Source organism: Bacillus yunxiaonensis, assembly GCF_037104695.1.
Taxonomy (GTDB): domain Bacteria; phylum Bacillota; class Bacilli; order Bacillales; family Bacillaceae_G; genus Bacillus_A; species Bacillus_A yunxiaonensis.
Window position 1 is genome coordinate 312,763 of sequence record NZ_JBAWSV010000005.1, and the last position, 14,789, is coordinate 327,551.

General features: G+C 36.6%; 14 protein-coding genes. All 14 read right to left on the reverse strand.

The window, feature by feature from the left end:
• Positions 1-318: 318 nt before the first annotated feature.
• Positions 319-1,353 (reverse strand): recombinase RecA, encoded by a 1,035-nt coding sequence (gene recA, locus WAX78_RS16300; protein ID WP_336483083.1) that lies wholly within the window; start codon positions 1,351-1,353, stop codon positions 319-321.
• Between the two features lie 152 nt (positions 1,354-1,505).
• Positions 1,506-2,744 (reverse strand): competence/damage-inducible protein A, encoded by a 1,239-nt coding sequence (locus WAX78_RS16305; RefSeq protein ID WP_336483084.1) that lies wholly within the window; start codon positions 2,742-2,744, stop codon positions 1,506-1,508.
• Between the two features lie 21 nt (positions 2,745-2,765).
• Positions 2,766-3,344, reverse strand: a complete 579-nt coding sequence (pgsA, locus tag WAX78_RS16310; RefSeq protein WP_336483085.1) for a CDP-diacylglycerol--glycerol-3-phosphate 3-phosphatidyltransferase — start codon at positions 3,342-3,344, stop codon at positions 2,766-2,768.
• Positions 3,345-3,408: 64 nt separating this feature from the next.
• The gene (locus tag WAX78_RS16315) at positions 3,409-4,302 is read right to left on the reverse strand and encodes a helix-turn-helix domain-containing protein (protein ID WP_336483248.1); all 894 of its coding nucleotides are present in this window, start codon (positions 4,300-4,302) and stop codon (positions 3,409-3,411) included.
• A gap of 21 nt (positions 4,303-4,323) precedes the next feature.
• Positions 4,324-5,109, reverse strand: a complete 786-nt coding sequence (locus tag WAX78_RS16320) for a DUF3388 domain-containing protein (RefSeq protein WP_336483086.1) — start codon at positions 5,107-5,109, stop codon at positions 4,324-4,326.
• A gap of 147 nt (positions 5,110-5,256) precedes the next feature.
• Positions 5,257-5,505 (reverse strand): DUF3243 domain-containing protein, encoded by a 249-nt coding sequence (locus WAX78_RS16325; RefSeq protein WP_336483087.1) that lies wholly within the window; start codon positions 5,503-5,505, stop codon positions 5,257-5,259.
• Positions 5,506-5,613: 108 nt separating this feature from the next.
• Positions 5,614-6,327, reverse strand: coding sequence for an elongation factor P 5-aminopentanone reductase (gene ymfI / locus WAX78_RS16330; RefSeq protein WP_336483088.1), 714 nt, complete (start codon positions 6,325-6,327; stop codon positions 5,614-5,616).
• A 21-nt stretch (positions 6,328-6,348) separates the two neighbouring features.
• Positions 6,349-7,635 (reverse strand): EF-P 5-aminopentanol modification-associated protein YfmH, encoded by a 1,287-nt coding sequence (yfmH, locus tag WAX78_RS16335; RefSeq protein ID WP_336483089.1) that lies wholly within the window; start codon positions 7,633-7,635, stop codon positions 6,349-6,351.
• A 1-nt stretch (position 7,636) separates the two neighbouring features.
• Positions 7,637-8,911, reverse strand: a complete 1,275-nt coding sequence (gene yfmF / locus WAX78_RS16340; protein WP_336483090.1) for an EF-P 5-aminopentanol modification-associated protein YfmF — start codon at positions 8,909-8,911, stop codon at positions 7,637-7,639.
• Positions 8,912-9,034: 123 nt separating this feature from the next.
• Positions 9,035-9,994 carry an ABC transporter permease gene (locus WAX78_RS16345; RefSeq protein ID WP_336483091.1) on the reverse strand — a complete coding sequence of 320 codons (960 nt, stop codon included), beginning with the start codon at positions 9,992-9,994 and terminating at the stop codon, positions 9,035-9,037.
• Positions 9,995-11,053 (reverse strand): ABC transporter permease, encoded by a 1,059-nt coding sequence (locus tag WAX78_RS16350; RefSeq protein WP_336483092.1) that lies wholly within the window; start codon positions 11,051-11,053, stop codon positions 9,995-9,997.
• A complete protein-coding gene (locus tag WAX78_RS16355; RefSeq protein ID WP_336483093.1) occupies positions 11,046-12,578 on the reverse strand; it encodes an ABC transporter ATP-binding protein in 1,533 nt (510 codons plus the stop codon). Before WAX78_RS16355 ends, WAX78_RS16350 begins: the two co-directional genes overlap by 8 nt.
• A gap of 81 nt (positions 12,579-12,659) precedes the next feature.
• Positions 12,660-13,742 (reverse strand): BMP family lipoprotein, encoded by a 1,083-nt coding sequence (locus tag WAX78_RS16360; RefSeq protein WP_336483094.1) that lies wholly within the window; start codon positions 13,740-13,742, stop codon positions 12,660-12,662.
• A gap of 87 nt (positions 13,743-13,829) precedes the next feature.
• Positions 13,830-14,555, reverse strand: a complete 726-nt coding sequence (locus tag WAX78_RS16365; protein ID WP_336483095.1) for a GntR family transcriptional regulator — start codon at positions 14,553-14,555, stop codon at positions 13,830-13,832.
• Positions 14,556-14,789 lie beyond the last annotated feature (234 nt).

A 14,789-nucleotide genomic window follows, 5' to 3' on the forward strand; every position in this document is an offset into this window, starting at 1 on the left:
AATTTCACCTCCTCTTGCTATGAATGAAAAAAGACTGCATGGATGTACATTGTTTGCACTTGCAACGTACAGCAATGACTGTCGTCCCGCCTTTTCAAGGGACTTTCTTCATTTCACAATTAAAATAGACATATGCTTATTTCGGAAAGTATAATTCCTATCCGAATGTTACTTCTCTTCTTGAGAAGAGTGTATCGTATATATTACAAGAAAAAATATACATTATTATTGTATCTAGCGCTATTTTCATTGTCAAGCGTTGTCTACTTTTACTTTCTTTACCTCTGTTAAAAAATAAAAGACACGAAACCGTGTCTTTTAACCATCAAGAAGATTCATATCTTCTCCGCTTCCAGATGCTGCTTCTTCACCAATGCCATGATGCTCACGAATAAAGAATGCAATTTCATCTGTAACTTCTGGATTTTCTTTTAAAAATTGCTTCGCATTTTCACGCCCTTGTCCTAAGCGCTCTTCATTATAAGAGTACCAAGCTCCGCTCTTTTGAACGATATCAAGTTCAGAAGCCATATCTAAAATTTCGCCTTCTCTTGAAATCCCTTCTCCGTACATAATATCAACTTCTGCTACGCGGAAAGGAGGTGCTACTTTATTTTTTACTACTTTAATTTTTGTTTTATTACCGACAATGTCATTACCTTGCTTTAACTGCTCAGCACGACGCACTTCAAGACGTACTGTTGAATAGAATTTCAACGCACGACCACCTGGAGTTGTTTCTGGATTTCCAAACATAACTCCAACTTTTTCACGAATTTGGTTAATAAAGATTGCAATTGTTTTTGACTTGTTAATCGCACCAGATAATTTACGAAGAGCTTGTGACATTAAACGTGCTTGTAAACCGACGTGAGAGTCACCCATTTCTCCCTCAATCTCCGCTTTTGGAACAAGTGCTGCTACAGAGTCAATAACAATAATATCAATTGCACCGCTTCGTACTAATGCCTCTGCAATTTCTAATCCTTGTTCTCCCGTGTCTGGCTGAGATAATAATAATTCATCAATATTAACACCTAGTTTTTGTGCATATACAGGATCCATTGCATGTTCTGCATCAATAAACGCCGCTTGTCCGCCTTGGCGTTGTACCTCTGCAATCGCATGTAAGGAAACTGTCGTTTTACCTGAACTTTCAGGTCCATAAATTTCAATAATACGGCCACGTGGATAACCACCCACTCCAAGGGCAACATCAAGTGCTAACGAACCACTTGGTACAGTAGAAATCTTTCGTTCCGCTTGCTCTCCTAGTTTCATAATAGAGCCTTTACCGAATTGTTTTTCTATTTGTTTTAACGCCATATCTAATGCCGCTTGACGATCACTCATTCAAAAATTCCTCCTTAACTTAAATGCTAATCTTATTATAATATCTTCTTTCCATTATGCCAACAAAAATCGAACGTTTATTCGATTTTTTTATTTTCCAGTAGACGAAAACCTTTATTCCACCATATAAAATAATAGAAGCTAGAAGAGATTTATATCTCTTCTAGCTTCTTATACAGATGGTAAAATCCATATTTGACAGTTCGTTCACGAATTTGCTGGCGACTTCCACTTAATGTAAGCGGAATAACAATCGTCGGCTGTTCATCCATTGCTAATCCAATAAATACTGTCCCAGGCTCTTTTCCTTCAGACGCCTCTGGCCCTGCTACTCCAGTAAAGCTAATTCCGATATTGGCTTGCATAATCTTTTTCACATTTTCCGCAAGATGACGAGCACATGCTTCACTAACAGCTCCATCTGTTTGTAAAATCTCTTCTGGGACATGTAAAATACGCTGCTTTACGTCATTGCTGTAACAAATTATGCCTCCTGTAAACACAGAAGACGCACCAGCAACTTCAGTAATACGCTCACCAAATAATCCGCCTGTTAAACTTTCAGCGCATGCAACCGTCAAACCTTTTTGTTTTAACAACGTAATTGCTTTTTTATGAAGAAGATCTTGATTATATCCATAAAAAAATTGTCCTACCCTTTGTAAAATCAATTTTTCTATATCATTTATTAGCGTTTCAGCCTCTTTTGCATCATGGTGCTTTGCAGTTAGACGAAGCGTTACTTCTCCTTCAGAAGCAAGTGGAGCAATCGTTGGGTTCGATTGCTCATCTATTAAGTCTTGAATCGTTGCCTCTAATTGTGATTCCCCAATTCCAAAGAATCGAAGAGTACGAGAATATAGATTCTCACCAGATGTAAAAGGAAGTAGCCAAGTTTCTACATAACTTGTATACATTGGATTCATTTCTTTAGGTGGTCCTGGAAGTAAAATATACACCTTGTTATCTTTGCATAATCCCATCCCTGGAGCCATACCATGATCATTGGCAAACACGGTTGAACCCTTTAAAACAAGAGCTTGTTTTTTATTATTTTCCGTAAACTCTCTTCCTGTTCGTTTATAATAGTCAGCAATTGAAGCGAGCGCTACTTCATCATATACAAGCTCTTCCTGCAGAGAAGAAGCAATTGTTTCTTTCGTTAAATCGTCTTTTGTTGGTCCTAATCCACCTGTAAATATCAATATATCTGCACGTTTTTGAGCAATTTCAATTGCTTGACGCAAGCGATTATTGTTATCTCCTACAACAGTGTGATAGTATACATCAATTCCGATAGCTGCCAGCTTTTCTGATAAAAATTTGGCATTCGTATTCGCAATTTGTCCAAGCAATAACTCTGTACCAACCGCGATAATCTCTGCATTCATCTGCTATTCCCCCATAAGCCGTTATTTCGAATTGACAAAAACCTCTCTATTTTTCCAGAAATAATCCCATCCTGAAATAATCGTAAAAATAAGCGCAATCCATATTGAAATTTCTGCAATTGGAATATGAATTAAATTGAATGGAACATCATGCAACAAGTACGCAGAAATTGCAATAACTTGCATCCACATTTTAATTTTCCCAGGCATTTTTGCAGCCGACACTTCCCCAGTGCCAGCTAATACGAGACGCAAGCCTGTAACGGCAAATTCTCTACTAATAATAACAACTGCTATCCAAGTTGATACAAAATGTAAATCTACAAGCGTAATTAATGCTGCAGATACCAATAATTTATCCGCCAAAGGATCTAAAAATTTTCCTAGGTTCGTTACAAGATTATGTTTTCTTGCTAAATGCCCATCAATCCAATCTGTAGCAGAAGCAATAATAAAAACGATAGCTCCAGCTAAGTGCTGAATTGGCAATTCTACATTTCCAATTGTGTATGCACCCCAATCAAATGGAACGAGCATAATAATTAAAAATATAGGAATTAAACAAATTCTTGATACAGTAATTTTATTTGGTAAATTCACAGCTATTCCTCCATCATGTCAAAAACGGTTTGTGCATTGAAAAAAGTCATCGGAACGATGACTATTATTGCGCAGGTTGTTCTCCTAAGTTTTTAATCACCCAAATTTGATGATACGTGTCTTCTGGCTTAATTGGGTAAGCAACAACTTGCCCATTAATTTTAATGTCAACATTTGGAGCACTACCAATGTTTAACCGCACAACATTTTTTGACCATAAATCCTGTTGTTGAGTTTGCCCTTCTGTTAAAGTACCCTTATAGAGTACATTATTATTTTCATCTTTAATATCTACATAACTTGTACCTTTTGCAGTAACTTCTAATTTGAATGCTTTGTTATTGCGAAGTTCCAATGTAGATACGTTATCTTTTGTCTCAACAAATTTAACCTCTTCTTGACCCGTAGCTGGTTGTTGTTGCTTCGGCTGTTGCTGCGTTTGTTGAGTTTCCCCTTCTTTCTTTTGATCTTCTTTCTTTTGATCAAGAGGCGAATTTTTCGCTTTCTCTACTTCTGTTTGTGCACTTTGCACTTGTTTTACTTGGCCGCTGTCTTTGTTTGATACAAATCGGAAAACAAACCAAATTGCAACACCAATTGCAATGATAAGCACTGTAATTAAAATTTTAGGCATATGATCTGCAATCGGTGATGAAGTTGCTCTCTGTACAGTTTCCTGCGTTTTTTGTCCTCTTGAAATTTGCGGAACATCTTGAGAAACTGGCTGCGGTATCTCATGTTTATACTCTTCTAATACTGCCTCTCCATTAAGACCGACCGCTTCTGCATATTGCTTTATAAAGGCACGCGCGTAAAAATCCCCAGGCAATACACTGAAATTTCCTTCTTCGATACTAATCAAATAACGTTTTTGAATTTTCGTAACTTCTTGCAGCTGATCGATGGAAAAACCTTTCTGTTCTCGTGCTTCTTTCAGCTTTTGTCCTAATTCCGTCAATGCTAACACCTCAATATTTCTTTAAAAGTCAAACATGGAAAAATTATTTTGATTTCCTTGTTCAATTTCATCTACTAGGTTGTATTGAATTTCTTCATCGTAATCATTTCGTAACTCAATAATGTAATCAAAATCCTCAAGGGTATATTCTGACTGACTCACAAATATATCTGGATGCTCTACAACCTTTGTCGCTGGCAATCTCATAATTTCGCGAACAAGCTGCCAGTGTCGTTCATTTGCGCGCTTCGTTGAAACGATTCCATCTAAAATAAAGATATTATTATCATTATATTCATCTTCAATTAATTGACTACGCACCGTCTGTTTAATGAGAGTCGATGATACAAAAAGCCACCGTTTATTCGCACAAACACTTGCCGCAACAATAGACTCTGTTTTTCCAACACGCGGCATTCCGCGAATTCCAATTAATTTATGGCCTTCTTTTTTCATGAGTTCCGCCATAAAATCCACAAGCAAGCCTAGTTCATCACGAACAAAACGAAATGTTTTCTTATCATCCGCATCTCGCTGTATATACCTTCCATGTCGAACTGCTAACCGATCACGAAGCTTCGGTGAACGATATTTCGTTACGGTTATATTATCCATCGTATTTAGAATTGATTCAAGTCTAGAAATTTGTTCTTGATTATCGCACATTAACAATAGTCCACGCCTAGCGTTGTCTACCCCATTAATTGTTACGATATTAATACCAAGCATACCGATTAACGAAGAAACGTCACCAAGCAAGCCAGGTCGGTTTTTATGTATTTCATACTCAAAATACCATTCAATCATTTGATGACACTCCCCTTGCTTACTTTACACCTACGTACTATATTATATGATTTTCCTCTAATAGGAAAGCGAAATGTATAATAGAACTCGATTTAATCTAGAGATTTTCAACATCGACAAAAAAGGGAGGATTCCTCCTCCCTTTTCTTACTTATGGTTTACCATTTTCACCATTAAGTTTGCGATTGTATGTTGCTCTTGCTCATCTGCAACCTTCCAAAGCTCCATCAATAATTTTTCTTGGTCATTACGCGCTTCTACTTCATTTGCTAAATAATCACCAATGCGATAAGCCATGTCATTAATCGCTCCGCCATCTAGCCCTTTTCCTTGCGCTTGTTCTAAACGCTCTCCTAAAAAGCCTTTCCATTGTTCAAAGTTTTCTAATACTGACATTATTAAGCACCTCACTATAAAGTAATGGAGTCATGTTTACTATTTGCTATTATGTCCTTTTTTATGTATGAACAGAAAACAAAATACAATGCTCCTTACTTTAAGCAGTTAGCAATGCCAGCCCCCATTAACCCCAATAATTTGACCTGTTATATAAGATGCTTGAGGAGAAATTACAAACGCTACCGTATTTGCAACTTCTTCTGCCATTCCTAATCGTCCAAGCGGAATTTCTTCTGCAATATCTTTCTTTTCTTCATCCGAAAACACACATAGCATCTCGGTTTCAATTGCACCAGGAGCAACAGCATTCACTCGTACACCGCTTAGTGCAACTTCTTTTGCCAAAGCTTTTACATACGAATTTTGAGCTCCTTTTACCATAGAATATAATACTTCACATGAAGCACCTATTTGTCCCCATATGGAGGAGATAATAACAATATTTCCACTTCGATTTCGAATCATTGAAGGCAGCGCAGATGAAACAAGTTTATATACATTTTTCACTTGCAGCTCCACCATCTCATTTAATTGTTCATCTGTAATGTCGGTCGTTAATCCAAAGATACTTTTTCCAGCTGCATATACTATAGTATCAATTGGATGATGAATTTGAGACCATAGACGCTCAACACCATCCGCTTCTGATAAGTTAGCTTGAATTGGAATAATACCTTCTAGTTCAAGCTGTAACTCCCGAGCTTTCTTTTCACTTCGGTTATAATGGACATATACCGTATACCCATCTTTCACTAACCGCCTTACAATGGCAGAACCGATTCCTCCACTTCCCCCGGTAACTAATGCATATTTCTTCATTCTTTTCCTCTCTCTACTACATCATTTTTTCGGAAGAACTTGGCAAACACTTAATCGTTCTTCTTTTAAAAAGTCCTTCGCGGCTGTTTGTAAATCTTCAACTGATAAACTTTCCAAAACAGATAGTGCATCAAATAAACTGGAGCCATTAAATGCATAGCGTGTAAATTGATTTGCAATATATTCTGGTGAATTTAACGAACGTAAAAAACCACCTATTTTTTTCTTTTTCACACGCTCTAACGTTTCTCCGCATAACTCATCATAATTTGTTTGCAATAAAATATTTGTGATTTGCTTTGCTAATTCATCCGGTTGTTTTGTATCTCCGCCAATCATCGCAAAACCGAAACTGCTTTCTTCTGTATAGTCGTACGAAAATGTATCATCAATTAAACCTTCATTATATAATGTTTCATAATGAGTGGAACCTTTTCCAAATAAATAATCTAATAAAAGGGTTAAAGCAATTTCTTGTTTCAGCAAATCTTTTCCTTCTTGCTTTAAGTCCTGTGTTTTCACACCAACTAAACATTTTGGTGTTTGTACCGGCATTGTAATCACCATTTTTTTCTCGTTTACTTGTTCTGGTTCTTCATCAAAAGACCGAACAATTTCAGATTGAGCGGTATAATTTTTCTTCGCTTGATTTTCACGTACTAAATTCATTGTCTTCTCTGGATCAATAGGACCGACAATAAATAATAACATATTGCTTGGGTGATAAAATGTTTGATAGCACTCATACAGTAAATCTTTCGTAATTTTGCTAATAGAATCAATTGTTCCGGCGATATCAATCTTTACAGGATGTTTCCTATATAAGCCGTCAATTAATCCAAAATATAAACGCCAATCAGCATTATCTTGGTACATTTGAATTTCCTGGCCAATAATTCCCTTCTCTTTCTCAACCGTTTGTTCAGAAAAGTACGGTTCTTGCACAAAATCCAATAATGTCTCTAGGTTTGTTTCAACGTTTGATGTGCAAGAAAATAAATATGCAGTTCTTGTAAAAGATGTGAATGCGTTTGAGGAAGCTCCTTGTTTACTAAATAATTGAAACGCATCATGGTCCTCTTTTTCAAATAATTTATGCTCTAAAAAATGTGCAATTCCATCCGGTACACGGAGCATCTCATCTTTTCCAAGCGGCTCAAACATATTATCAATAGAACCATACTTTGTCGTAAATGTTGCATACGTTTTATTAAAACCTTGCTTCGGAAGGATATATACTTCTAAACCATTCGAAAGTTTTTCGTAATATAACGTTTCTTTTAATTGTTCGTATACGATTTTTTCCATCTTAAACACCCTCCGTTCCGTGTAAGAAGTAAATTGTATCTAGCTGGATATTTTTAGCCACTTTAACAATTGCATCTTTCGTTACCTGTTCAACCCCTGTTAACCATTCTTCTACAGGGCGTTCATAATTTGCAATTACTTCATGATATAGAAGTTCTACAAGACCGCGCGGTGTATCAATTGTCTCTAAAATTTGATTTTTAATTACACTTTTTGTTTGTACGACTTCCTCATCAGTAAAATCACCATTTTGCATCGCTGTCATTTGTTCTTTAATAATCGTAACAGCTTTTTCATAATTTTTACCCTCAATTCCAGACATCACGAACAGAAGTCCTTTGTGACTTTCATAACGAGAAGCAGCATAGTATGCCAAACTGTTTTTCTCGCGTACATTAACAAATAATTTTGAATGTGAAAAACCACCAAACAAACCATTGAATAACTGCAATGCAAAATAGTCTTCGTCACGATACGTAATATATGTGCGATATCCAATATTTAATTTACTTTGTTTTAGTTCTTGTTTTTCTACAACTTCTTGTTCTTCTTCATTTTTCTTATGCAACAGTATATTTCTTTCTTTCACCTCACGTTTAGAAATAGAGAAATACTGTCTCACAAGGTCAAGAGCCCCCTCTTCAATATCACCTATAATATATAAATCCATTTCATCTTCTTCTAACACTTTTTTATAATATTGATACAGCGTTTCACTTGTAATAGCAGAAACACGTTCTTTTTGACCATTCGCACTTAATCGATATGACTCTACTTTACACATCTCTTCAATAAGGCGTTCATTAGCATAACGCATTTTATCATCAAACGTAGATTCAATACGCTGCACAAGCGCACGTTTCTCACTTTCCACAACCGTTTGTAAGAAACCATTTCCTTCTGTTGCTGGTTTTAGTAAAATATCAGCAAGCATAGCAAGCGCTTTTTCAAAGAGCGGCGGCGCTTCTTGTAAATACGTTTCATTGGCAATGTCTATATAAATAGAAATAATATGATCTTCACCTTTTTTACTTACGTCTACAGCTAATGAAGAGCCATATAACTCCTCTAAATATTGACGAACACGAATAACAGATGGGTGTGTTTCTGTAGCACTTTGTAATACATAAGGAAGTAATGCTCGCTCTGTTACTGTTTCTTCACATAACGGCGCCTTCAAGCGCAATACAAATGTATTCGTTTTATACTTGTCTGTTGGAATCATATGTACGCGTAATCCACCTAATTCATGTCTTTCTTGTTTTATAAGCTCCATTGGTAAACCTCCTCTAAAAAGGAATTTTCTTCTTCAATATACAGTTTTCACAAAAGAAATTGCAACTTTTCTCATGTATTAACGTTATTGTATGTAAAAAAGCTTGCACTAATGTGCAAGCTTTTATCGTTTCCCTTTTTCATATGGTGTTCCAAGCGCTTTTGGGGCTTCGGAACGTCCAACAAAACCGACAAGTGCAAAAATTGTTAATACATATGGTAATATCGTTAAAAAGACACTTGGAATTTGATCTAAACCTGGAATTGTACCACCTGTAACGCCAAGTGATTGTGCGAATCCGAAAAATAACGCTGCACCTAAGGCTCCAATTGGATGCCATTTTCCAAAAATCATGGCCGCTAACGCTAAAAATCCTTGTCCTGTAATTGTAGCACCCGAAAAATTATTTGAAATAGATGTCGCGAATACAGCACCACCGACACCTGCAAACATACCTGATATACAAACTGCGACATAACGCATTTTATATACGTTAATTCCCATTGTATCAGCTGCCATCGGATGCTCTCCAACTGCACGTAACCGTAAACCAAATGGTGTTTTATAAATCACATACCAAACAACAAATGCTAAAATAATTGCAATATAAGAAGTTAATGGTACATCAGAAAAGAAAATTTTGCCAATAACTGGAATGTCAGAAAGACCAGGAAGATCAATTTTTTCAATACGGTATTTGATAAAATCAGTTTGACCTTTTCCGAAAATCTTTTTAATTGCAAACACTGTTAACCCTAATGATAAAAAGTTAATCGCTACTCCACTAACAACTTGATCAGCACGGAATGTAATCGTCGCAACCGCATGAAGAAGTGCAAATAACCCTCCGCCAATTGCTGCAAAAATCAGCGCAATCCACGGCGTCATCGCTCCCCACGTATCCCCCATTAATAAAGTTGTAATAACGCCAATAAACGCCCCAAACAACATTAAACCTTCTAATGCAATGTTAACAACCCCGGAACGCTCACTAAACACGCCGCCAAGCGCCGTAAAAATAAGCGGCGCTGCCGTATATAACGTACCTGTGACAAGAATAGCTACAATATCTAGGAAACTCATTTATTTCCCCTCCTTGCTAAAACGAGAAAGTGCCCATCGTAAAACGTAGCTGCATGCTACAAAGAAAATGATACAAGCAACAATGACATTAATTAATTCAGATGGAACATTCGCTTCAAAATTCATTTGCGGCGCTGCACTTTTCAGCCCGCCAAATAAAAGTGCTGCTAGCAAAATACCAAATGCATTATTTGCACCAAGAAGAGCAACAGCAATACCATCAAATCCTATTCCTGTAAAAGAAGTCATCGCTGTCATACTTTGGAATGTTCCAAGCCCTTCCATCGCACCGCCAATCCCAGCAAACGCACCAGCAATTGTCATTGACAATATAACATTACGCGACACTTTCATCCCTGCATATTTGGAGGCATGTTGGTTAAATCCAACTGATTTTAGCTCGTAACCTAATGTTGTTCGTTCTAATAAAAACCACATAATAATCGCCATAATAATTGCTACAATAATTCCCCAGTGCAGGCGAGAACCGCCTGTTAAAGATGATAACCAAGAAGAAGCTAGAGATGCACTCGCTTGTATATCATACGATTTTTCATTTCCTTCATGTAAAAAACGTTTAATAATATCATAAGTTACATAAAGCGCGATATAGTTCATCATAATTGTAACGATAACTTCGTTCACCTTGTATTTCCCTTTTAAATATCCAGGAATAAATCCCCACAGTCCGCCAGCAAGGGCTGCAACTAATATCGATAATGGAATATGTAGAAAGGCTGGCAGAGAAACAGCATAACCGAACCAAACAGCAGCGAGCCAACCAACTAATAATTGTCCTTCTACCCCGATATTAAACAAACCTGTACGAAACGCAAATGCTACCGATAAACCCGCAAGAACAAGTGGAATCATCGTTCGCAGTGTTTCTCCTATCGCACGTGGATTTCCAACCATTCCATCCCATAATGCAGCATAGCCGGCGATTGGATCGTATCCGGTCGTAATCATAACAATGGCTCCAACAAGTAAACCAAAAATAACGGATAATACAGGTACTAAAATATTAATCGTTCGCTCCGTTAAAAACTTTTTAGCCATTTGTATTCACCTTCTCTTTCTTCTTTCCCCCAGCCATTAATAGACCTAGCTGTTGTTCATTTGTTTCTTTCGCATTCACAATGTCCACAATTTTCCCTTCATAAATAACAGCGATGCGGTCACTTACATTTAAAATTTCGTCCAGCTCTAGCGAGAGTAGTAGAACTGCTTTTCCTTTATCACGCTGTTCAATTAGCTTTTTATGAATAAATTCAATTGCCCCGACATCTAAACCGCGTGTTGGCTGTGCAGCAATCAATAAATCCGGATCACGGTCCACTTCACGAGCAATAATTGCCTTTTGCTGATTTCCTCCAGATAACGCCCGTGCCGGTGTATGCTCACTCGGTGTACGAACATCAAACTGTTGAATTAACGACTTTGCTTTTTCATATACTTTCGAAAAATTCAAAACACCTTTTTTGGAATACGGATTTTTATAATATGTTTGAAGTACCATATTATCTCCAATAGAAAAATCAAGAACGAGCCCATGTTTATGACGATCTTCTGGAATATGTCCAACGCCTTCTTCTGTAATGCGCCTAACCGGCCAATTCGTCACGTCCTTCTCTCTTAGCGTAATAGAGCCTGACTCAACTTTTCGTAAACCAGTAATCGCTTCTATTAATTCACTTTGTCCATTTCCATCGATTCCTGCAATACCAACAATCTCTCCTGCACGAACAGTTAAGTCAAGTCCTTTTACGGTAGGTAATTGACGTGCATCGTGCACAACAAGATTAGAAATCTTAAGTACATCTTCACATGGTTTGGCGTCTGACTTTTCAGTTTTAAAATTCACTTGACGTCCGACCATCAATTCTGCAAGCTTGTTTTCATCTGTATTTGCAACGTCTACCGTACCAATCCCTTTTCCCTTACGAATAATTGTACAACGATTACACACTTCCATAATTTCTTTCAACTTATGTGTAATAAGAATAATAGATTTCCCTTCTTGTACAAGCTTTTTCATAATATGAATAAGCTCTTGAATCTCCTGCGGTGTTAATACAGCTGTAGGTTCATCAAAAATTAAAATCTCCGCCCCGCGATAGAGCGTTTTCAAAATTTCTACACGTTGTTGCATTCCAACAGAAATATCTTCTATTTTCGCATATGGGTCTACCGCTAATCCGTATTGCTCAGATAATTTTTTAATTTCTTTCGCCGCTTCATCAATAGCAATTTTACCGTTTTTCTTCGGTTCATTTCCTAGAATAATATTTTCTGTGACTGTAAAATTATGAACAAGCATAAAGTGCTGATGTACCATTCCAATCCCGAGGTCATTCGCCACATTCGGATTTGTAATTTTTACAGGCTGCCCTTTAATTTTAATTTCTCCTTGTTCTGGTTGATACAACCCAAACAAAACATTCATAAGTGTCGATTTTCCAGCACCATTTTCTCCAAGTAAAGCATGAATTTCTCCCTGTTTCACTTGCAGCGTGATATTATCATTCGCTACAATCCCCGGGAATACTTTTGTAATATTGTTCATTTCAATTACGTATTCCATATTATTCCTCCTTGACAGGACAAAGTTCTTTATATATACAAAGGTTAGTTCTAAGAACTAACCTTTGCTATTTCTCTAACATTATTTTTTAAGAGAAGCCTCGTATGTTTTGTACTCTTCTGGAGTAGATGGTACTTTAATTTCACCGTTTATGATTTTCTTTTTATACTCTTCTACTTTTGTTAAAATCTCTGGATTTACTTTTTTCACGTTATCAGTTGTTTTTGCAATCCCGATACCGTCATCTTTTAAACCAAACTCTTCTGTTTTACCGCCTGTTAACTTGCCATCTTTTGCTTCTTGTGAAACTTTTTCTACTGCAACATCAACACGTTTTACCATTGAAGTTAATGTTACATTTTCTGGCATACCTTCTTGGTTTTGGTCACGGTCAACACCGATTACCCAAACATTTTCACCTTTTTTCTTACGGTTTTTCGCTTCTGTGAATACACCATTACCAGTTGCACCAGATGCATGATAAATTACGTCAACGCCTTGGCCATACATTGCAGAAGCTAATACAGACCCTTTTTCTGGTTTATCAAATGCTTCAGCATATTGAGATACAACTTCAATATTTGGATTTACAGCTTTCACTCCAGCTTTAAAACCAGTTTCAAATTTTTCAATTAACGGGCTTTTTACACCACCGATAAAACCAACTTTATTTGATTTTGTTGTCATTGCTGCAACTACCCCAACAAGGAAGGAACCTTCATGGTCTTTAAATACAATACTCGTTACATTCTTTTTGTCCGCTACTGCATCAACAAGTGCAAATTGACTTTTCGGGAATTGATCTGCCACTTTTTCAATTGATTTTTGCATTAAGAATCCAATTCCGAATGTTAAGTTATAATTTGTTTCTGCGAATTTTGTTAAGTTAGGAATATAGTCTGCTTCCTTAGCAGATTGTAGGTAACGATACCCTTCGTTTTCTTTCAATTTACTATCTTTACCAAACTGCGTTAAACCTTCCCAAGCGGATTGGTTAAATGATTTATCATCTACTCCACCAACGTCTGTAACCATACCAACCTTAAAGTTCTTATTTTCTTTTCCCTCTTTTTTGTCACTTTCCTTATTCGTGTTACCACAAGCTCCTAACATTGTGCTTGCTGCTAATGTTAATGATAATAAAATTCCAGCTTTTTTCTTCATAGTAAAATCCCCTCCTAAAATATGTATCTTTCATTTATATAACCATGTCCCCGTTTCCTTGCTGTCACCTCCCTAAAAGGAAACACTTTACATTCGTTTTCTTAACACATGAAAGCTAAATTTATCTGCTCGGAAATAGTTAATAGAATATAAAATCGGTTCATCATTTTGATCATAGTGCATTTGCTTTAGTACAAGTAGTGCTGTTTCTGGCTCACACTCTAAAATTGGTGATATTTTCGGATGATAGCCAATCGGTTCAATATGAGCAACAGCATATGTAATGCGTTTATTTGTGTTTTTATGAATAACCGTAAGCAATGATTCTTCTTTGTATTCTGACAAATCAGGAAGAACCTCTTTCGGCAACTTATCAACACAATATACAACAGGTTCCCCATCTGCTGTACGAACGCGTTCAATCATAACTGTTTCAAAATCATCTTCACTATGAAATTTCTCTTTTTCTTCTTCTGTTAAATTACCTATTGATGATGATAAAAATACTGTACCTGGCGTTTTCCCTGCACTAGTAATCATATCTGTAATACTAGATAATTGTTCAATACCTGAAGAAAACAAAGGTTTTGCATTTACAAACGTCCCTACACCATGCCTACGAATAACAACATTTTCTTCTTCTAAGATTCGAAGTGCTTCTCGCAACGTTGCTCTACTGACGCCTAACTCTTTTGCTAGATCAAATTCGGATGGTAGCTTTTGCTTCTCTTTATACACCCCGTTTTTAATCTTTTCTTTAATGTGGTCAATCACTCGTAAATACAAATGTCGACTATCTGACTTTACTGACATAAGACTCCCCTCGCACTTCACTTATTCGACCTCTGATGTAAGACCTCTTTTCTCTTTTTTCCACAATTACTATATCATGGATGCCCCTAAATAAAAATAAGAAAATTGAAATTTGTCGAATAAATTCTAATAGTTTTTTTAGGTCAAATTTTCTTTCTTCAACCCATAAAAAAAACTTTGTACACCTACATTTCTCATATGCTGAAAAAGTCAGGGACAAAGTTATAATACACC

What these genes read in the sequence shown, in the direction of transcription:
- WAX78_RS16365 (WP_336483095.1), bottom strand. Translation starts at nt 14,555, where the DNA reads ATGTCAGTAAAGTCAGATAGTCGACATTTGTATTTACGAGTGATTGAC.
- WAX78_RS16360 (WP_336483094.1), bottom strand. Translation starts at nt 13,742, where the DNA reads ATGAAGAAAAAAGCTGGAATTTTATTATCATTAACATTAGCAGCAAGC.
- WAX78_RS16325 (WP_336483087.1), bottom strand. Translation starts at nt 5,505, where the DNA reads ATGTCAGTATTAGAAAACTTTGAACAATGGAAAGGCTTTTTAGGAGAG.
- yfmF (WP_336483090.1), bottom strand. Translation starts at nt 8,911, where the DNA reads ATGGAGCTTATAAAACAAGAAAGACATGAATTAGGTGGATTACGCGTA.
- yfmH (WP_336483089.1), bottom strand. Translation starts at nt 7,635, where the DNA reads ATGGAAAAAATCGTATACGAACAATTAAAAGAAACGTTATATTACGAA.
- WAX78_RS16355 (WP_336483093.1), bottom strand. Translation starts at nt 12,578, where the DNA reads ATGGAATACGTAATTGAAATGAACAATATTACAAAAGTATTCCCGGGG.
- recA (WP_336483083.1), bottom strand. Translation starts at nt 1,353, where the DNA reads ATGAGTGATCGTCAAGCGGCATTAGATATGGCGTTAAAACAAATAGAA.
- WAX78_RS16305 (WP_336483084.1), bottom strand. Translation starts at nt 2,744, where the DNA reads ATGAATGCAGAGATTATCGCGGTTGGTACAGAGTTATTGCTTGGACAA.
- WAX78_RS16345 (WP_336483091.1), bottom strand. Translation starts at nt 9,994, where the DNA reads ATGAGTTTCCTAGATATTGTAGCTATTCTTGTCACAGGTACGTTATAT.
- WAX78_RS16350 (WP_336483092.1), bottom strand. Translation starts at nt 11,053, where the DNA reads ATGGCTAAAAAGTTTTTAACGGAGCGAACGATTAATATTTTAGTACCT.
- WAX78_RS16320 (WP_336483086.1), bottom strand. Translation starts at nt 5,109, where the DNA reads ATGATTGAATGGTATTTTGAGTATGAAATACATAAAAACCGACCTGGC.
- ymfI (WP_336483088.1), bottom strand. Translation starts at nt 6,327, where the DNA reads ATGAAGAAATATGCATTAGTTACCGGGGGAAGTGGAGGAATCGGTTCT.